16 protein-coding genes are annotated in these 19,384 nt (G+C 72.8%); 9 read left to right on the top strand and 7 right to left on the bottom strand.

What is annotated here, in order from left to right; translation table 11 throughout:
* Positions 1-1,093, bottom strand: a 1,093-nt coding sequence (locus AB0J10_RS29070; protein WP_363065604.1) for an AfsR/SARP family transcriptional regulator, incomplete at its 3' end; no start/stop codon positions are given.
* Positions 1,094-1,107: 14 nt separating this feature from the next.
* Positions 1,108-1,440: a hypothetical protein gene (locus AB0J10_RS29065; RefSeq protein WP_363065602.1), complete on the bottom strand. Its 333-nt coding sequence runs from the start codon at positions 1,438-1,440 to the stop codon at positions 1,108-1,110.
* Positions 1,441-2,157: 717 nt separating this feature from the next.
* On the opposite strand from AB0J10_RS29065, the gene AB0J10_RS29060 reads away from it, so the two are divergent.
* From AB0J10_RS29060 to AB0J10_RS29050, 3 genes are all read left to right on the top strand, one after another.
* Positions 2,158-3,159, top strand: coding sequence for a helix-turn-helix domain-containing protein (locus AB0J10_RS29060; RefSeq protein ID WP_363065600.1), 1,002 nt, complete (start codon positions 2,158-2,160; stop codon positions 3,157-3,159).
* 482 nt (positions 3,160-3,641) lie between these two features.
* The gene (locus tag AB0J10_RS29055; protein ID WP_363065598.1) at positions 3,642-5,579 is read left to right on the top strand and encodes a TerD family protein; all 1,938 of its coding nucleotides are present in this window, start codon (positions 3,642-3,644) and stop codon (positions 5,577-5,579) included.
* A 270-nt stretch (positions 5,580-5,849) separates the two neighbouring features.
* Positions 5,850-6,524 carry a YoaK family protein gene (locus AB0J10_RS29050; protein ID WP_363065596.1) on the top strand — a complete coding sequence of 225 codons (675 nt, stop codon included), beginning with the start codon at positions 5,850-5,852 and terminating at the stop codon, positions 6,522-6,524.
* 76 nt (positions 6,525-6,600) lie between these two features.
* Here AB0J10_RS29050 and AB0J10_RS29045 read toward each other — a convergent pair whose 3' ends face one another.
* The gene (locus tag AB0J10_RS29045; RefSeq protein ID WP_363065594.1) at positions 6,601-6,876 is read right to left on the bottom strand and encodes a WhiB family transcriptional regulator; all 276 of its coding nucleotides are present in this window, start codon (positions 6,874-6,876) and stop codon (positions 6,601-6,603) included.
* A 360-nt stretch (positions 6,877-7,236) separates the two neighbouring features.
* Here AB0J10_RS29045 and AB0J10_RS29040 point away from each other — a divergent pair, with 360 nt between their 5' ends.
* The 5 genes from AB0J10_RS29040 (at position 7,237) to AB0J10_RS29020 (ending at position 12,940) form a co-directional block, all read left to right on the top strand.
* Positions 7,237-7,536 (top strand): hypothetical protein, encoded by a 300-nt coding sequence (locus AB0J10_RS29040; RefSeq protein ID WP_363065592.1) that lies wholly within the window; start codon positions 7,237-7,239, stop codon positions 7,534-7,536.
* Positions 7,526-8,056 carry a hypothetical protein gene (locus AB0J10_RS29035; RefSeq protein ID WP_363065590.1) on the top strand — a complete coding sequence of 177 codons (531 nt, stop codon included), beginning with the start codon at positions 7,526-7,528 and terminating at the stop codon, positions 8,054-8,056. Before AB0J10_RS29040 ends, AB0J10_RS29035 begins: the two co-directional genes overlap by 11 nt.
* A 344-nt stretch (positions 8,057-8,400) precedes the next feature.
* Positions 8,401-8,649 (top strand): hypothetical protein, encoded by a 249-nt coding sequence (locus AB0J10_RS29030; RefSeq protein ID WP_363065608.1) that lies wholly within the window; start codon positions 8,401-8,403, stop codon positions 8,647-8,649.
* A 322-nt stretch (positions 8,650-8,971) separates the two neighbouring features.
* Complete coding sequence (locus AB0J10_RS29025; RefSeq protein ID WP_363065588.1) at positions 8,972-11,680, top strand: SpoIIE family protein phosphatase; 2,709 nt, start codon at positions 8,972-8,974, stop codon at positions 11,678-11,680.
* 177 nt (positions 11,681-11,857) lie between these two features.
* Positions 11,858-12,940: an extracellular solute-binding protein gene (locus AB0J10_RS29020; protein ID WP_363065606.1), complete on the top strand. Its 1,083-nt coding sequence runs from the start codon at positions 11,858-11,860 to the stop codon at positions 12,938-12,940.
* A 129-nt stretch (positions 12,941-13,069) separates the two neighbouring features.
* Here AB0J10_RS29020 and AB0J10_RS29015 read toward each other — a convergent pair whose 3' ends face one another.
* From AB0J10_RS29015 to ctaD, 4 genes are all read right to left on the bottom strand, one after another.
* A complete protein-coding gene (locus AB0J10_RS29015) occupies positions 13,070-13,408 on the bottom strand; it encodes an STAS domain-containing protein (RefSeq protein WP_363065586.1) in 339 nt (112 codons plus the stop codon).
* A 221-nt stretch (positions 13,409-13,629) separates the two neighbouring features.
* Entirely contained in the window at positions 13,630-15,291 is a 1,662-nt protein-coding gene (gene argS / locus AB0J10_RS29010; RefSeq protein ID WP_363065584.1) for an arginine--tRNA ligase, read from the bottom strand.
* 254 nt (positions 15,292-15,545) lie between these two features.
* Positions 15,546-15,914, bottom strand: a complete 369-nt coding sequence (locus AB0J10_RS29005; protein ID WP_363065582.1) for a hypothetical protein — start codon at positions 15,912-15,914, stop codon at positions 15,546-15,548.
* The gene (ctaD, locus tag AB0J10_RS29000) at positions 15,911-17,659 is read right to left on the bottom strand and encodes a cytochrome c oxidase subunit I (protein ID WP_363065580.1); all 1,749 of its coding nucleotides are present in this window, start codon (positions 17,657-17,659) and stop codon (positions 15,911-15,913) included. The genes AB0J10_RS29005 and ctaD overlap by 4 nt, the downstream gene beginning before the upstream one ends.
* Before the next feature lie 622 nt (positions 17,660-18,281).
* On the opposite strand from ctaD, the gene AB0J10_RS28995 reads away from it, so the two are divergent.
* A partial coding sequence (locus AB0J10_RS28995; protein WP_363065578.1) for a collagen-like protein occupies positions 18,282-19,384 on the top strand: 1,103 nt, incomplete at its 3' end.

Genomic DNA, 19,384 nt, shown 5'->3' with positions numbered 1-19,384 from the left:
CACGAACGCCGGCGGGTCCGTCGGTGGCCGCCGCGGGAAGCGCCCGCGCGGTCGCCGACGGGCCCGACTCACCGCCGTCGCCCGGAGCGCCGCCGGGCCGCCCCGCGGGTGGTAGGGCGTCGGGTCGAGGCAGCACCGCAGCAGGACGACGCGAGTCGTCTGCCGGGGCGTCCGCGCCGACCGGCGCCGGGGCGACGCCGGACACCGCGCCCGGGACCGGCCACGCCTGCAGGGGCGGGACGGGCGCGACCGGCGCCGCCGGCACAGCGGGTGGCGCGGCGCGTCGCCGGGCCGCCGCCGGGAGGGGGAGCCGCGACGGGGCCACCGCCGCGAGAGCGGGAACGGCGCGCCCGAGGTCGTCGCCGCGCAGGATGGCCAGTTCCAGTTCCCGCAGCGCCGGTGACGGGTCGACGCCCAGTTCGGAGCGGAGGTACGCCTTCACCTTCCGGTACTCCGCCAGCGCCTCCGTCTGCCGGCCGCTCCGGTACAGCGCCTGGATCAGCTGCTCGCGGAAGCGCTCGTGACCCGGATGGGCGCGCGTGACACCCCACAGCGCGACCAGTGCCTCACCGCAGCGCCCCAGGGCGAGTTGCAGGTCGCAGACCTTCTCGACGGTTCGCAGCCGCTCCTCCGCGAGCCGCGGGACCTCGTCCCGACGCAGTACGTCCGAGCGCACGTTCGCGAGCAGCGGCCCCTGCCACAGCGACAGCGCCTCCTCCAGGGTGTGCAGTTCCCGCTCCGGGTCGTGGGCGTGCGCCGCGGCCAGACGCACCCTCTCCCGGAAGCCGATCAGGTCGAGGGACTCCGGCCCCGCACAGATGCGGTACCCGCCGGGTACGGCCTCGATCGGAGCGCCGGTGACACCGTGCTTCACGAACAGCCGCCGCAGCCGCAGCACACAGGTCTGCAGTGCCGCTCTGGCCGTCGCGGGCTGCTCCTCGCCCCACATGGTGCGCTGGAGGTACTCGACCGAGACGACGGTGTTGGCGTGCAGGAGCAGGGAGGCGAGGAGGATGGTCGGTTTGGAGGGCGGGAGGACGACGGTGTCGGAACCGTCGGTGATGCTCAACGGTCCGAGCAGCTGAAACCGCATCGCGGCACGCCCGCCTAGTCCCAGCCGTTGACGTGCTTGCAGAGGGCGAGCGCTTCCTCCGGGACGGCACCGTGGCGGGCCGCGTGCTCCAGGTGGCGGCAGACGATCTCGGCCGCCGCCCGTTCCGCTGGGGTGAGCTCTTCCGGCAGGTGCGCGAGCCCGGCCCCGCTCCGGACGGCGGCGGTGGGACCGGCGGCGGCGGTCGTGGCGGTGACGGGGACGCCCGACGCGGCGGCGGTGATCGGGACGGCCGCGGCGGCACCGGCGGTCGTGACGAGTGAGACGGCCGCGAGTCCGGCGACGAGACCGGCCCGCGTGGCCCGGAAGGGTCTCTTCGCAAGTGACATCAGGTACACGTGAGCTCCCTGTTGTGGCTTACGGGTGGGGGATGTTCGCCACGTGCGACCCTGCCAGGGCGCGGGCACTTACAACGGACGGAAGCCTGTCAGCTTGATGCAGGTGGGGCGACAGCTTTGTGTCAACGCAGCAGGACGCGCGTAGTTGCGGGAGAGCCCGGCCGACTCGGCCCACGGCTCGGCGCGTTCCCCGGACGACGGACGGGCCGGCCGGCCCGGAGGGCGGCATGGCCGGATCCGGCGGACCGGCCGCCCCGGGCACATCCGGCCCCGCGGGACGGGCACACCCGGCGCACCGCAGGCGCGCCGGCCGCGAACCCACCGCCGCGAACCCATCGCCGCGAGGACGACGGCACCCGGGCCGACGGACCGGCGCCGACGGCCATTGCTCGGTGCGGACTCCGTCGCTCCGAGTCGAGCGCAGCGGACCGCGGAGCGACACGACGGCTCCGGGACGTCGAGACGGCGTACGACCGGGGACGTCTTCCGCGGCGCCCCACCCCGCCCACGGAGCGGGCCTCCTGATCCGGAACGCGTGCGGCCGTGCCATCCTCGTCCCGGCACGGTGTCCGCACCGCCTTCCGCGCAGGGGGACGCGGCGGCGGGACGGTGCGGGCGGAACGGGACTCCGGTCCGCGGTGTCGAAGTGTGCGGGGGCAGTGGCAGTGTGATGCCGGCACGACCGGCGAGGGGCTGGGGAGGAACAACATGCTGGAGGCGCTGGGGCTGTCGGCCGCGGAGACCGACGTGTACCGCGCGCTCGTCGCCGCCGTCGCGGCGTCGGCCGACGAGGTGTCCACGACGACGGGCCTCGATGCCGGGACCGCCGGGCGGCTGCTCGTCGCGCTGGAGCACAAGGGCCTGGCCCGCGGGGTGGAGGGGGTTCCGGGGCGGTTCGCCGCCAACCCGCCCGACCTCGCGCTGCGCCCCAGGATCGAACGCCACGCCGACGACCTGGACAAGGCGCGTGCCGCGGTGTCCGAACTCATGGAGGCCTATCGGCGCAACGCCTGGATCCGCGACGCGAGCGACGTGGTCGAGCTCATCACCGGGGCCGGGGGGCTGCGCCAGCGGCTGCAGCAGGTCCAGGACAGCGCCCGCGAGGAGCTGCTGTGGTTCTGCAGGGCCCAGTACGTGGCCATGCCGTCCGGCACCAACCGGGCCGAGTTCGACGCCCTGGCGCGCGGCGTCGGCTACCGGGTCCTGTACGAGCAGGCGTTCTTCGACGACTCCGGGTCCGTTGACAACGTAGTCAGGGCGGTGCGTGCGGGCGAAGCGGCGCGCGCCGTACCGGCGTTGCCGCTTCGGATGGCGATCGCCGACCGAAGTGTGGCGATCTGCCCGCTGGCACCGGCCGGTCCGGCGGGCGACCCGCGCGAGGTGACGGCGGCCGTCGTCCGCGGCAGCAGCCTGGTGGAGGCCCTCGTCGCGCTGTTCGAGCGGTACTGGGAGATCGGGGCCCCGCTGCGGGTGACCGCGGAGGGGCAGATCGGCGGGCCGGGCCTGGGGGCCGAAGCCGAGGCGCTGACGGCCGACGACCAGCACCTGCTGTCCCTGATGGTCGCCGGCATCACGGACGAGTCGATCGCCGGGCAGCTGGGCATCAGCAGACGTACCGTGCAGCGCCGCATCCAGCACATGATGACCATCGCCGGGGTGGCGACCCGGATGCAGCTCGGCTGGCAGGCCGCGCGCCGCAACTGGATCTGAGCGGCGCCGACGGCGGTGGTGCGGCCGGCTGACCTTGCCGGCCGCACCACCCCGGGCGGTGCCGTGATGCCCACCCCCACGGAAGGCGATCACGTCACCCGCACCGCCCGGATCCCGGGGCGGCCACGGGCCGGACGGGCCGGCCGCCTCCCCGCACCGCACCAGGGCGGGCAGGCGGTCCCGGCCGCGTCCGGGTCCCGTCGTCAGCCCCGGTGCAGGTAGGCCCGCGTCACGGTCTGCCGCACGCTGTTGCCCGCGGCGTCCCGGGCGCGAAAGCTACTGGCAGCGCTCCCGGGGGATCGGTGTCAACCCGCCCCGAGCAGCCCCGACGCCACAGGATGACGAGGACCAGCTGCTGACGGGCTGCCGGAGTTCCCGCGCTCTTGAGAGAGGGCACCGGCATGTCGGGCGCCGGGGAACGAATCCGGACGATGCGTCATACGGGTTGCAAGGCCGGTCATTGACACATCATCCTTACGGCCATGTCGCTCGCTTCGTCGGCTCTCGAGCCGGCCAACCTGCCCGGATTCGACTTCGATTGGGCTCTGGTGGACGTGGAGACATCCGGGCTGGTCCCCCGGAGCGACCGGGTGCTCTCCGTGGCCGTGGTGACCCTGGGTCCGGACGGTGAGCAGACCGGTGAGTTCTCGACACTGCTCAACCCCGGCTGTGACCCCGGACCCGTGCACATCCACGGACTGACGGCCGAACTGCTGCGGGACGCCCCGACCTTCGACCAGGTGGCCGGACGCATCGGCGGCCTGCTGCAGGGCAGGGTCCTGGTCGCGCACAACGCCCAGTTCGACTACGACTTCCTGGCGCACGAGTTCGCCCGGGCCCGCATGCCGCTGCCCGTCGCCCGACGACTGTGCACACTGGCGCTGAACCGCCGGGTGGATCCCCCCACGGACGACCTGAAGCTGGGCACCCTCGCCGCGCACTACGGCGTCCCGCAGACCCGGGCCCACGACGCCCTCGACGACACCCGGGTACTCGCCGGAATCCTGCGCGCCTCCCTGCGGGAAGCGGCGCGGCTCGATCTGCCGCTGCCCCTGGTGGCCTGCCCACCGCGGCAGGATGCCCGGTTCGCCCCGAACCCGCCCAAGACGCCGTGCGCCTTCCGCAACCCGGGACGGCTCACGGGAAGCGGGCCGCTGGTGCAGGGGATGAAGGTCGCCGTCACCGGAGACACCCGGACCCCGCGCGCGGAACTGGTCCGCCGGGCCGTCGCGGCCGGGCTGAACATGATGGCCTCCGTGAGCGGACGCACGAGTGTCCTGGTCACCAACGACTCCTCGACCGGGTCGGCCAAGGCCCGGCGGGCACGCGCAGAGGGCGTACCGCTCGTGGACGAACCGACCTTCCTGCGCCTCCTGGAGGACGTGCGGCCAGGGACGCCGCACGGGGAGCCCGGGGACGCCCCTCCCCCACCGGCCGGCGCCTCGGCAACGACCGCCGGTCCGGATCGGGCCCGGGCGGCGGTCTCCGCTCCCGGACGGGTGCCCGTTCCCGCACCGCGCACCTCGGGTCAGGGGAACGCGGTGCCCCCCGCGCCGCCGGTGTCCGAGGAGACGGCCGAAGCGCCGCGGACGGTCCGGCACCCCCGTCGCCCGCGCGGCCCCTTGTCCGGGCGGCGCGTACTGGTGCTCGGCGGTACGCACCCCGAGGCGGTCGCGGCGCGGACCCGTATCGTCGAACTCGGCGGGGCCGCGGCCGTCAATCTGTCCGCGAGCGTCACCGACGTCGTGCTCCTCGCCGGGAGCGACGCCGACCGCCGTATGCGCCGGGTCACGTCGCTGGCCTTCCCCACGCACCCCGCCGCGTGGCTCGACGCACCTGACGTCCAGGCGCCGCGACGACCCGCCGGCCGCCGTGCGACGACGCAGGTGCTCCCGCGTGGCGGCGTGATCGACATCCCGTCCCCGTACGGGCCCGCGCAGACGCCGCGCTGGACCGTGACCGCCTCCTGGGCGCAGCAGGCCGCCTGTGAGATCGATGTCGTCGCCTTCGTGCTGGACGAGGACGAACAGGTCTCCCACGACGAGGACTTCGTCTTCTACGGCGCGCCGGAGAACCCGGGCGGGGCGGTGCGGCTGCACTGCGACGGCCCGACCGAACAGACCATCAGCATCGACCTCGCCGCGCTTCCCCCCTCCGCGAGAGGCGTCGTCCTCGCGGCCGCCATCGACGGCAGCCCCCGCTTCGGCCACGTCGGCGCGATCCACATCAGCGCCGGCCCCGGCACCAGTGCGGCCCCCCTGGTCCATGCCACGCTCGATGCAGCGACCACGGAGCGCACGATGCTCCTCACCGAGATCTACCGTCGCGGCCCGCTCTGGCGCCTCCGTGCCGTCGGTCAGGGCTACGACCACGGCCTCGCGGCGCTCGCCCGCGGCTACGGCGTCGACATCGCCGACTGAACCGGGTCCCGTCCACATCGCCGACCGTCACGGGCCCGTCCGCCACCCCGGCACACCCGGAACGCGAACGGTCCGTACGACGCCTCGGTCCAGCGCTTCCGCAGCGGGCCGCTGTCGACGTCGCCTCCCGGCCACGCCGTCCGCCGCCCGTCCGATTCCGCCCGGCAGCCCTTAGGCTGACCGTCGGGGTGAGCCCGAGCGGGGCGGGACCTCCACCGGTCCCGTTCGCCGCACCGCGCATGCGCGTGCGCATTCCAGGGAGGTGCCCTGATGGAGACACCCGCGTCGTCGCCCGCGAAGCCGGAGAGTACGCGGACCCGGGCACTGTTCCTGATGCTGACCCTGCTGACGGGCGCCCTGAACGCGATCAGCTTCCTCGCCCTCGGCGGGGTCTTCGTCAGTGTGATGACCGCCAACCTCGCCCTGGTCGGGATCGCCGTCGGTGGCTCCGACCCCGAGCTCGCGCGGAACTCCCTCGTGGCGCTGGCCGGATACGTCGCTGGGGTCCTTCTCGGCACCCGGTACTGCGAGCGTTCCGAACGCCGGAACCGGCCGGGCGTACGCCCGCTGCTCAGCGGCGAGTTGCTGCTGCTGTGCGGCGTCCTGGCCGGCTGGCTCGCGTCGGACGGCAGCCCTACCGCACACCTGCGCACCGTCCTCCTGGGGACCGCCGCCCTGGCGATGGGATGTCAGAGCGCGACGATCCGGGCAGCGGCGCCGCCGGGCGTCTCCACCACGTACATGACCGGGCTCCTCACCGCCGTGCTGACCGATCTCCTGGCGCGCCGCCGACCCGACTGGGGCAGGGCCGCCCTGCTCGCGGCGGTCCCGGCCGGGGCGGCGCTCGGCACCCTCGTCGTCGGCACCGCGAGGACGGCGGCACCACTGCTGCCGGTCGTGCTACTGGCGACCGCCCTGGCCCTGTCGGGGGCGAACCCCGGCTGACACGGCACGGGACCGTGTCCGCGAAGCGCCGGGGCCCGATGCCGCCGCACCGTCCCGGGCCGGGACGGTGCGGCGATCACGAGGCGGAACCGTGCTGCGCCCGCTGGCGCTGACGCGCCGTCCGGCGCTTGAGCGCGCGGCGCTCGTCCTCGCCGAGGCCGCCCCAGACCCCGGCGTCCTGGCCGTGGGCCATGGCCCACTCGAGGCACTGCTCCCGGACGGGACACCGTGCGCAGACGGCCTTGGCCTCGGCCACCTGCAGCAGGGCCGGTCCGGTGTTGCCGATGGGGAAGAACAGATCGGGGTCCTCGTCGCGGCAGGCCGCTTCGTGACGCCAGTTCTCGTACTCCACTGGGAGCGCCTCCTCCGTTCGGGGATGTTCGTCCTTCCCCCGTCGGGTCGCCGACGATCGGCGGCTGAAACACACGTAGCGCGTACATCCTCGGATCGGGCGGGTCGAAGGACATTCGTGCGACGTCCCGCCGCCGGTTCCGCCGGCCGCCTCACGACGCGGATCCGTCCTGCTCGTCGTGGCGCCGGAACTCACCCGGGCGGAAACCGCCTCCGCCCGGGTGAGTTCCGCCTCTCTCGACGGGGCCCGTACCAGCCCGCCCACGCACCTCACCCGTTCGGTGGCGTTTGAGTGGCATCCCGAACGGCCCGGGACTCTCATGGAACCGGACCTCAACGGCTTCCGGGGCGGAGGTGCCCGATGTACAGCATGTGCGCCGAGCGGACAACGGCCGAGGGCGGCACCACACTCCTGTGGCACGCCCTCGACGGCAACGGCGACGCCTTGTGCACCCGGCCGGTCAGCGGCACGGCGGTGTGGACACCGGACGCCGTGAACGGCCGCGACGAGTACTGCCGCGACTGCATGAGCGCCGTCGCCATGGCCTTCCGGCCCGCCTCCCCTGCCTCGGGCGAACACGCTGCCGTCGGAGGAGGAGCCGCGGAGCGGCACGCCGATCCCGCTCCACCGGATCCGGAGCACCGCCTCCATGAGCGGTGACTCCCACCGGCGGGACCGCCGGCGGCCGGGGCTCGTCGCACGCTGGCGCGAATCGGCGGATCAGCAGCTGACGCCGACCAAGAGGTCGCTGATCGTGACGTGGCTCTCCTTCGGCGTCACCTGGGGCGCGGTCCGGCTCGTCACACACGGCATCCGCGACGGATGGCTGCCCTGGGGGAACATCACCACCGCCGGCAGGCACTTCCACCACTACAACTTCGGGATCGGGACCCTGGCGGGCATCGGCCTCATCGCCGTGCGCGGTGACGAACGCGCGGTGGGCCACCCGGCCGTCGCCGCCGCCTACGGCTCGGGAACGGCCCTGATCGCCGACGAGTTCGCCCTGCTGCTCGATCTGCAGGACGTGTACTGGACCGAACAGGGGCGCTTGAGCGTGGACGTCTCGCTCGGCATCCTCTCGGCGCTCGGGGCGTACCTGACCGCCGTTCCGTTCTGGCACGAGTGTGCCCGTGTGACACGCCATCACCTGCTCTCCGTGACCGAACGGGCAGCCCGATAGGACTCCCGGCGGGTGAGCCGCCCCCGCTGCCGGGAGCCGTGCACGCGCACCCGGTCGGGCCGTCAGGCACCGCCGGAGCACGCCCTGCCGAGTCGGCTCGCCCCACCGTCGCACGCGCCGTGAGGAAGTCCGCGCGCCCTGCTGAGTATGCGCGGGCCCACTCCTGAGCAGGCGTACTCAGGGCATGGCCGGCGACGCGGAGGACCGTGGTGCCGAACGAGCAGACCGAACGACCGGAGCAGGAGACCGCCGTGCACGTGTTCCGCAGGATCAACCGGCCCACCGGCACCCCCGAGCGCCGCGGGAGGCCGTGCGGCGTCGCGGCCGCCGCGCTCGCCGCCGCGGTGGCCGCGGCGGCGCTCACCGGATGCTCCTTCCGGGACGACATCCGCAGCGAGGGCGAGTACCCCGTCATCGCGGTGGGCAACACCGGTTCCGCGTGCGTCCCCGAGGAGGAGCGGCCCCCGAAGGGCTACACGCGGTACCCCGAGGGCAAGGTGCCGCAGAAGGTCGACGACGAGTGGGACGTCTACTGGCGTACGCACACGGTCGACGAGGAGGGCGACGTCGTCGACACCCCGGACGCGGGCTGAGCGCCTCCGCGCCGCGAGGCCGTCGCGCAGGTCGTCGTGCGTCAGAGCCGGCACTGCCCGGGTCCTCGGACCCCGTGCGACAGGAACGGTCCGCCGGGGCCGATGAGGCGTACCGCCGACCGCTGCGGCGTTCCGGCAGGCGATGACGGGGTGATCGCGGAGCGGGCCCACCCTGACAGGCATCCGGAAACGATAGAAATGCTCCATGCATCGAATTTTGGGGCGGAAAAGGCGCAGATCGCCGAAGCCGCCTGGGAATGGTCATGCGCCCGGCCGGTGGAGCGCCCGGGGACGGCCGGGGCGCCCGACTTCCCCGCTGGCCGTGCGCAGCCTCGCCGGCCAGGTGTTCCTCCTGCAACTGGCGGTCGTGGTGCTGGTCGTCCTCGCCGCGCTGGTGGCCCTCGTCGTACAGGCGCGCCGTGACAGCATGACGGACGCCCGGCACCGGACGCTCACCGCGGCCCAGACCTTCGCGAACTCACCGGGACTGCTGGAGGCGTTGGAGAGTCCCGACCCCACCGCTTCGCTGCAGCCGGCCGCGGAGGCGGTCCGCAGGGCCGCCGGCGTCGACGCCATCATCGTCTACCGGCCGGACGGGATCACCCTCACCCACAGCGACCCGAAGCAGATCGGAAAGCACGTCATCGGCCCCTACGCGGAAGCGGCGGCGGGAAAGACGTTCACCCGGACCTTCCAGGGGGCGCTGGGGCTCTCCGTCGTCTCCGCCGTCCCGGTCAAGGACACCGGCGGCTCGGTCGTCGCCATCGTCTCGTCCGTCGTCACGGTGGGGAGCGTGCAGGACCGGGTGAACCGGCAACTGCCGGTCCTGTTCGGGGTCGCGGCCGGGTCGCTCGCCCTCGCCGCGGGCGGATCGGCGCTGGTGAGCCGTCGTCTCCGGAGACAGACCCACGGTCTGGGACCGGCCGAGATGACCCGGATGTACGAGCACCACGACGCGGTCCTCCACGCCGTCCGGGAAGGGGTGCTGATCGTCGGGGGCGACGGCCGGCTGCTGCTGGCCAACGACGAGGCACGCCGCCTGCTGGAGCTTCCGGAGGACGCGGAACGCCGCCACGCGGGAGCGCTGGGACTGAACGCGGACCTCGCCGGGCTGCTCACGTCCGACCGCCCGGCCACCGACGAGGTCCACCTGGCGGGTGACCGGCTCCTCGCCGTCAACAAGCGGTTCACCACCGCCCAGGGACCGGCGAGCAGGGTGGTGACGCTGCGGGACACCACCGAGCTGCAGGCCCTCTCCGGCAGGGCCGAGACCGCCCGCAGGCGGCTGCAACTGCTCTACGACGCCGGGGTGCGGATCGGCACGACCCTGGACGTCACACGCACCGCCGAGGAACTCGCCGAAGTCGCGGTACCGCGCTTCGCCGACGTCGTCACCGTCGAACTCCTCGACCCCGTCCTGCACGGCGACGAACCCTCCGGCGCGAGCGCCGAGATGCGCCGCACCGCCGCCGTGGGCCTGGAGGAGGACCACCTCCTCTACCCCGTCGGGAGGCTGATCCGTTTCGTCCCCGCCCACCCTGCGGCCGCCGCCGCGGCCGACGGCCGGGCGGTACTGGTCGAGGACCTGAGCGCTTCCGAGGGCTGGCAGGCGCAGGACCCCGACCGCGCCCGGCGGGTCCTGGAGCACGGCATCCACTCGCTGATCGTGGTCCCGTTGCGCGCCCGGGGAGTGGTGCTCGGAGCGGCCCACTACTGGCGGGCGGACGGCTCCCCGCCGTTCGAGGCGGAGGACGTGACCTTCGCCGAGGAACTGGGCGCCCGGGCCGCAGTGTGCATCGACAACGCCCGCCGCTACACCCGCGAGCACACCATGGCCGTCACACTGCAGCGCAGCCTGCTGCCCAGCCGGGTACCGGAGCAGTCGGCCCTGGAGGTGGCCTACCGCTATCTGCCCGCACGCGCAGGTGTGGGCGGGGACTGGTTCGACGTCATCCCGCTGTCCGGTGCCCGGGTCGCGCTGGTCGTCGGCGACGTCGTGGGGCACGGTCTGCACGCGGCTGCCACCATGGGCCGGCTACGCACCGCCGTGCACAACTTCTCCGTCCTGGACATCCCGCCGGAGGAACTGCTGGGCCGTGTGGACGAACTGGTGGCCCAGATCGACAGCGACGAGGACGCCGTCGAAGGGGAGGGCCGCGGCATCACCGGGGCGACCTGCCTGTACGCCGTCTACGATCCCACCTCCGGGCAACTCGCCGTCGCCACCGCCGGCCATCCCGGACCGGCCGTGGTCCACCCGGACGGGACCGTGGGCTTCCCCCGGCTGCCGGTGTCCCCGCCGCTGGGCCTCGGGGCCGGGCTGCCCGGCGAGAGCGCCGAACTGACGGTGCCCGAGGGGTCCCTGCTGGTGCTCTTCACCGACGGGCTGGTCGAGGCCCGGGACCGCGACCTGGACGTCGGCCTGGCGGCGCTGCACCACGCGCTGGCCGGGCCCGGCCGGTCACCGGAGGCCACCTGCGCCACGGTCGTCGAGGCGCTGGTACCCGACCGGCCCCGGGACGACATCGCGCTGCTGGTGGCCCGTACCCACCGGCTCGACCCGACCCGGATCGCCGAATGGCAGGTGCCCCGCGACCCGGCGGCGGTCGGCCCCGTGCGCGCGGCCTGTGTCCGCCGGATCCGGGAATGGGGCCTCGCGCAGGTCGACTTCGCCGCCGAACTCGTTCTCAGCGAGCTCATCACCAACGCGATCCACTACGGCTCCGAACCCATCACGGTCCGGCTCGTCCGCGACCGGGCCCTGATCTGCGAGGTCTCCGACGGCAGCAGCACCTCGCCACGCCTGCGGCGGGCCGAGGTCACCGACGAGGGCGGCCGTGGGCTCTTCCTGGTGGCGCGGTTCACCGAACGCTGGGGCACCCGCTACACACCGACCGGCAAGGTCATCTGGGCCGAACTCGCCCTCCACGGCGGCGCCGGACCGTCGGTGGAGGGGCTCGCCGAACTCCTGCTCGACGAGGCGGAGCCGCTCTCCGGGGAAGGCCGGGAGCAGGACGGCTCGGCGCGGTGAGGAGCGTCCTCACGACACCGCACGGCCGCCCGCCGCTCCGCTCGTCCCCGCCCCTTCCCGCCCCTTGCGTCCCTGCTCGTACGTCCCCGTTCGTCTTCCCGACCCTCGCGTCCTGGAGCCATCGTGAGCGCACCCCGTGTCCGAACGGCAGCCACCGCGGCCTGCCTCACCCTCGCGCTGCTGGCCGGTTGCGCCGAGACGCCGAAGTCCGCGCCCGTCGAGCCGTCGGTCGCCACCTCCGCGCAGGAGGCGGGAGGCATGAGCAGGCTGATCGCCGCGGCGAAGAAGGAGGGTGCGCTGAACACGATCGCGCTTCCGCGTGACTGGGCCAACTACGGCGGACTGATCGACGACTTCGAGAAGACGTACGGGATCGAGGTCACGGTCGACGATCCCCAGGGCTCCAGCCAGGACGAGATCGACGCCATCAGAAGGAGCGGGAAGCGCGCCAACGCCCCGGACGTCGTCGACCTGGGGGACACGTTCGCCCGGACAGCGGTCCGCGAGAACCTTCTCGCGCCCTACCGGGTGACCGCGTACGGCTCGGTACCGGACAACCAGAAGGACGGCGATGAGGGCCGCTGGACCAACAACTACGGCGGCTACATCTCCATCGGCTGCGACGCCCACCGCGTCAGTCCCTGCCCCCGGACCTTCGCCGATCTGCTGGACCCCCGGTACAAGGGGATGGTCTCCCTCGACGGCGACCCCACGCGTTCCAACACCGCCTTCGCTGGGGTCTACGCCGCAGCCCTCGCGAACGGCGGGTCGTTCGACGACATCACTCCCGGCCTGGACTTCTTCGCCGAGCTCCACGACCGCGGCAACTTCAACCCGGTCGAGTCCACCTCGGCCGCGGTCGAGACGGGCAGGACGCCCATCAGCATCGACTGGGACTACGTCAACCTCGACTACGCGGACCGGTTCCGAGGCAGGGGCGTGGACTGGCGCGTCGCCATCCCCTTCGACGGCAGCTTCGCCCAGTACTACGCCCTGGCCGTCAACAGGAACGCCCCCCATCCGGCTGCCGCCCGCCTGTGGCAGGAGTACCTCTTCGGCACGACGGGCCAGAACCTCCGGCTCAAGGGCTACGCACGTCCGGTCCTGATGGAGACCATGCGCGAGGACGGCACCCTCGACAGGGCCGCAGCCGCGAAGCTGCCGACGGTCGAGGGCGAGCCCCGGTTCCCCACGGACGCCCAACTGCAGAAGGCGAGGTCGGCGGTCGACCGGGGCTGGGCGAAGGCCGTGGGAGGCTGACCGCCACGCGCTCGGTCTCCGCGCCCGTGCGGGCTCCCTCGTTCGCCTCGTCCGGCCGGGGCGGGCTTCGGCGGCACGGCAGGGACGGACTCGGTGGGCGGCAGCGCGGCCCGGGTACCGGTCGCCCCCTCAGTCCACGATCGTGGCGATCGCGTCGAGCCCGGCGTGCCGCAGCGTCCGCCGGACCGTGCGCCGCGCACCCCGGATGGTCAGCTCCGGGGGCTCCGCGCGAAGACCGGCCGCCCGAAGGAGCGCGTACGCGCACGCGAGGTCGAGGTGGTCGACCCCGCTCATGTCCACCACCCACTCGGCCGCTTCGGCCAGCGGGCGCGCGTCGAGGCGTTCCTCCAGTTCGCGCAGGGTCGCGGCCCCGATGTCCCCGGCCAGGACCACCTCTGCGCGCGGTCCGTCGGCCTTCGACACCGTGATGATCGCTCCGGCCGGCGGGGTGGTGTCTTCGGCTGCCACGGTGGACTCCTTCACGGCCGGCGGTACTCCGTTGCCCTTCCATCGTCACGCCGGCGGCCTGGGCCGGTCCGCGCGCGGGCCCGGACCGGCCCCGAGTTCAGCCGACGGGCGTAGCCGCGCCCGCCTCCGCCGCCGGCCGGCCTCCGGCTTCGAGCGGGCGGACGGGCGGCGGGCCCTCGGAGCGGGTCCGCGGTCGCCCGCTCACCTCGGGGGCCGTGTGCTCACATCCGTTCCGGCGCCGAGACCCCAAGCAGCCGCAGCCCGTTGCACAGCACCACTCTCCCTGCGTCGGTCAGCCACAGCCGGGCCCTGGTGCGGTCGTCCGGGGCCTCCCCGGCCCTCGGCAGGACCCGGCAGGCGTCGTAGAAGCGGTGGTAGGCACCGGCCAGCTGTTCCAGGTAGTGCGCCACCCGGTGCGGCTCGCGCAGCGCGGCGGCGGCAGCGACGACCTGCGGGAACCCGGCAAGCACCCCCAGCAGGTCGGTCTCCCGCCCGTGGGTGAGCAGGGAGGGGTCGAAGTCCTGCGGCGCGCCCCTCCCGATCCCGGCTTCCTCCGCCCTGCGCCGCACGGCGCACAGCCGCGTGTGCGCGTACTGGACGTAGTGGACGGGGTTGTCGTTCGACTGCCGGGTGAGCACATCGATGTCGAGGTCGATCGTCGTGTCCACACCGGCCCGGGCGAGCGCGTACCGAGCGGCGTCCACGCCGACCGCCTCGACCAGGTCGTCCAGGGTGAGGACGGTGCCCGCCCGCTTGCTCATCCGGACCGGCTCCCCGTCCTTCACCAGATTGACCAGCTGGCCGATCAGGATCTCCAGGTGCGTGTCCGGGTCGTCGCCGAAGCAGGCCGCCATGGCCCGCATCCGGCCCACATAGCCCGCGTGGTCGGCGCCGAGCATGACGACGACCCGCTCGAAGCCCCGGGACCGCTTGTCGAGGTAGTACGCGCAGTCCGCGGTGAAGTAGGTCCAGGAGCCGTCGCCCTTCACCAGGACCCGGTCCTTGTCGTCACCGAAGTCCGTGGTGCGCAGCCAGACCGCGCCCTCGTCCTCGAAGACGTGACCGCCCTCCCGCAGCCGGGCGACGGCGGCGTCGAGGTCCCCTCGGTCGTGCAGGTCCTTCTCGTTGAAGTAGACGTCGAAACGGGTGCCGAAGGCGGCGAGCGACGTCTTGATCTCGTCGAACATCAGGGCGGTGCCTTCCGCCCTGAAGACGGCGAGGGCCTCCGGCTCCGGCAGCCCCGGGGTTTCGGGCCGCCGGCTCAGCACCGCGGCGGCGATGTCCTCGACGTACGCGCCGCTGTAGCCGCCCTCGGGCACCGGCGTGCCCTGCGCGGCGGCGAGCAGTGAGCGGGCGAACCTGTCGATCTGCGCTCCGGCGTCGTTGAAGTAGTACTCCCGCGACACATCCGCGCCCGATGCCTCCAGAAGCCGGGCGAGCACGTCGCCCACGACAGCCCACCGGGCACCGCCGATGTGCACGGGACCGGTGGGATTCGCCGAGACGAACTCCAGGTTGAGCCGGAGGCCGCCGAGCCGGTCCGTACGGCCGTAGGCGTCACCGGCCAGGACGATGTCTCGCGCCAGGGAGCCGATCGCCGCGCGCTCCAGCGTGATGTTCAGGAATCCGGGGCCGGCGACCTCGGCCTTCGCGACCCCGTCGGCCGCGCCGACCAGCGGGGCCAGCACCTCGGCGACAGCCCGGGCGGGCAGCCCCGCGGACCGGGCGAGCCGCAGGGCGACGTTGGTCGAGTAGTCGCCGTGACCGCGGTGACGGGGGCGCTCGACTCGGATCTCCCGAGGCACTTCTCCCGAGATGCGTCCGGACCGGATGGCCTTGTGTACGCCGTCGGAGATGACGGCGGCGATATCTGCTGGGGTCACGCGGCGACGCTACCCAGGCGGGCGCCAACGGTGACACCGATTTTCCGCCCGGAGCCACGGCTCGGCTCCCAACTCCCCTGCTGTGCCGCCCCTTCTCCCGCACTCCGGCGTCGGGGGTCGGGGGCCGGGGCACCAGGGGAAGAGGCGTCACCGGAACCGGCCGGCCGAGCAGGCGCCGGGCGCCCGTCCTCGCGGGAAGCGAACCCGGACCCCTCCCCGCGGTGCGGGTCCGCGGGCCGGTGACGGCACCGCCGTCACCGCAGGGCGGTGAGGACGATGGCCGTCGCACAGAGCGTGAGGCAGGCGGTGAGGCAGGCGACCGTCCGGCACAGGACACGGCGCCGCAGCTCCCGGTAGCGGGCGTCGTACTGGGCCTCCAGTTCGCGCGCCCGTCCCGCCACCGCCTCGAACTGCTCCCGGGACGCCTGGATGCGGTCCGCGGTACTGAGGCGTACGAGTTCCGTGCGCTCGTCGGCCGTCAGCCAGGGCATCCGGTCGGCGAGCCCTTCGGCCGCCGTCCGGGCCGCGACGACATGGGCGTTGGCCATCAGATAGCCCTCCAGCCGGGCGAAGCCCGCCGCCAGGTCGGCGCCGTCGCGGGCTCCGCCCCCCACACCGCTCACCGGTCGCCCTTGTCGTCGCCGAGCGGAGGTGCCGCGCCCCTGCCCGGTTCGACCACGTCCCGGTAGCCGGTGACGACCGCCTCGTCGCTCGACGCGACCTCCGGGTGGTGCAGGTCGAACGCCGGGGATTCGGAGCGGATCCGCGGCAGGGTGAGGAAGTTGTGCCGCGGCGGCGGGCAGGACGTCGCCCATTCGAGCGAACGGCCGTAGCCCCACGGGTCGTCGACCTCGATCTTCCTGCCGTACTTGGCCGTCTTCCACACGTTGTAGAGGAACGGGAGGATCGACATGCCGAGCAGGAACGAGCTGATCGTCGAGACGGTGTTCAGCGCGGTGAAGCCGTCGGCGGCCAGGTAGTCGGCGTAGCGGCGCGGCATGCCCTCGGCACCCAGCCAGTGCTGGACCAGGAACGTGCCCTGGAATCCGATGAACAGCGCCCAGAAGGTCATCTTGCCGAGGCGCTCGTCCAGCATCTTGCCCGTGAACTTCGGCCACCAGAAGTGGAATCCGGCGAACATCGCGAAGACCACGGTGCCGAAGACGACGTAGTGGAAGTGCGCGACGACGAAGTACGAGTCGGAGACGTGGAAGTCCATCGGGGGCGAGGCCAGGATGACACCGGTCAGACCACCGAAGGTGAAGGTGATCAGGAAGCCGATCACCCAGAGCATCGGGGTCTCGAAGGACAGCGAGCCCTTCCACATGGTGCCGACCCAGTTGAAGATCTTCACACCCGTGGGGATGGCGATCAGGAAGGTCATGAAGGAGAAGAACGGCAGCAGCACTGCGCCGGTGACGTACATGTGGTGGGCCCACACGGTCACGGACAGACCGGCGATCGCGATGGTCGCGGCCACCAGGCCGATGTAACCGAAGATCGGTTTGCGGCTGAAGACGGGCACGACTTCCGAGATGATGCCGAAGAACGGCAGCGCGATGATGTACACCTCCGGATGGCCGAAGAACCAGAAGAGGTGCTGCCACAACAGGGCGCCGCCGTTGGCCGCGTCGAAGATGTGAGCGCCGAACTTGCGGTCCGCCTCCAGCGCGAACAGGGCCGCCGCGAGCACCGGAAAGGCCAGCAGGACCAGCACACCGGTCAGCAGCACGGTCCAACAGAACACCGGCATGCGGAACATCGTCATGCCCGGGGCGCGCATGCAGATGATCGTGGTGATGAAGTTGACCGAGCCGAGGATCGTGCCGAAGCCGGAGAAGGCCAGGCCCATGATCCACAGATCGGCACCCACGTTGGGTGTGTGAACGGCGCTCGACAGCGGGGAGTAGGCGAACCAGCCGAAGTCCGGAGCTCCGTTCGGGGTGAGGAAGCCGCCCACCGCGATGAGCGAGCCGAAGAGGTACAGCCAGTACGCGAACATGTTCAGCCGCGGGAACGCCACGTCGGGCGCGCCGATCTGCAGCGGCATGATCCAGTTGGCGAATCCGGCGAACAGCGGCGTCGCGAACATCAGCAGCATCACGGTGCCGTGCATCGTGAACGCCTGGTTGAACTGCTCGTTCGACATGATCTGCGTACCCGGACGGGCGAGTTCGGCGCGCATGAAGAGCGCCATGATCCCGCCGATGCAGAAGAAGAAGAACGACGTCGACAGATAGAGCGTGCCGATCGTCTTGTGGTCGGTGGTGGTGAGCCACTTCACGACCACGTTGCCGGGCCTCCGGCGCCGGACGGGAAGTTCGTCTTCGTAGGTGTCCGTGCCGAGCGCCTCGGACGACTTTTGCATGGCCACGTTGTTGCTCTCTCGGATGAGGAAGTTGCAGGAGGAAGCATGCCGTGACGAAGTGTGACCGGGCCCCAACCCGTCCCTCGGCGAGTCGTTCCCCCCGGGCCGCGCCGGCCGGGGGTTCCTGCCGGGCGCTGCCGGCTGTTCCGGGCGCCGGGGCCCGCCCCTGACCCGCCCGAGTTCCTGTGAGGCTCGTTTCCCGCCTGCCGTCGTTCGGCTCCGGACGGCTGTCCGGTTCGGCCTTCCGGTAGCGGCGTGAATTCTCCGGTGCGTAAACACCGGAGAAACGACCGGACATAGCGTCGACGGGGTGCCGGTGCCGTCCGGAATTACTTGTGCCGCGTGCACGTCGCTTTCGTTCACGGACACGCACGGCCCTTCCGAGCTGCGGTCCGACTGGTCCGTACGGAGGCAGGCCGGCCGGGTGAAAACGCGGCACCCATTCCTCGACGGTGACCGTGGGCGAGCGCAAGCGGGTGGATATTGTGACCGGCCGCGTCGCCATGGCGTACGCGTGTTTGCGAAGACAACACTCGAACCGGGCAGGTCCCTTGACAGTGCACATGGGGGAATTTCACGCATGAGGATTTCACTTCGACAGTCCCGCCTCAGGGCCGCCCGCATGCTTTCGCTTGCCAGTGCCCTCGTGGTGGCGGCGAACGCGGTCCCGACGACGGACGCCGTGGCCGACGCCCTGGAGCGGGCCCGTACCGGCCATGGTCCGAAGGGCGCGGTGAGTGCCGACTTCAAGCCCCGTCCTCCCGGCGACGACGACCGGGAGAACCGGCCCGGCAGGCCCGGGCACGACGACCGGGACCGGCCGGGGAGGCCGGGAGGGACGCAGGGGCCGCAGGGAGCGCAGGGGGCCACCGGTGCCCAGGGCCCTCAGGGTTACCAGGGTTCCACCGGCCCGCAGGGGTCCGGGGCCCAGGGCTCTCAGGGGGAGACGGGTGCGCAGGGCTCGCAGGGTTCCCAGGGCTCGACCGGTTCCCAGGGATCCGCCGGCCCGCAGGGGTCCACCGGCACTCAGGGTGCGGTCGGTACGCAGGGGTCGCAGGGCTCGCAGGGGTCGACCGGTTCCCAGGGTCCCGACGGCGTACAGGGGTCGACCGGTTCCCAGGGCGCGGTCGGTACACAGGGCTCCCAGGGCTCCCAGGGATCATTCGGACCGCAGGGTTCGAGCGGCGCCCAGGGTTCTGACGGCACGCAGGGGGCGCAGGGATTCCAGGGGTCCTCCGGTCCCCAGGGCGCAACCGGGGACCAGGGTTCGGACGGCCCCCAGGGGTCGCAGGGTTCGACCGGTGCCCAGGGCTCACTGGGCCCGCAGGGATCCGACGGTGCCCAGGGCCCCGTCGGCACACAGGGCTCACAGGGCTCCCAGGGCTCATTGGGACCGCAGGGTTCGGACGGTGCCCAGGGCTCGGACGGCCCCCAGGGGTCGCAGGGTTCGGCCGGCGCCCAGGGCTCACTGGGCCCGCAGGGATCCGACGGTGCCCAGGGCCCCGTCGGCACACAGGGCTCGCAGGGCTCCCAGGGCGCGGTCGGAAGCGAGGGTGCCTCCGGGGCGCAGGGCTCGGACGGAGCCCAGGGCCCCGTGGGCGCGCAGGGATCGCAGGGCTCACAGGGCACAGCCGGTGCACAGGGCTCGACCGGCGCACAGGGCGCCGACGGCACCCAGGGCGTGGCGGGAGAGCAGGGCTCGCAGGGCGTCCAGGGTTCGTCGGG

This window comes from Streptomyces sp. NPDC049887, from assembly GCF_040656535.1.
In the GTDB taxonomy this organism is placed as follows: Bacteria; Actinomycetota; Actinomycetes; order Streptomycetales; family Streptomycetaceae; genus Streptomyces.
The sequence above is the reverse complement of the archived record's forward strand: the minus strand, read 5'-3'. Positions and strand labels throughout refer to the sequence as shown.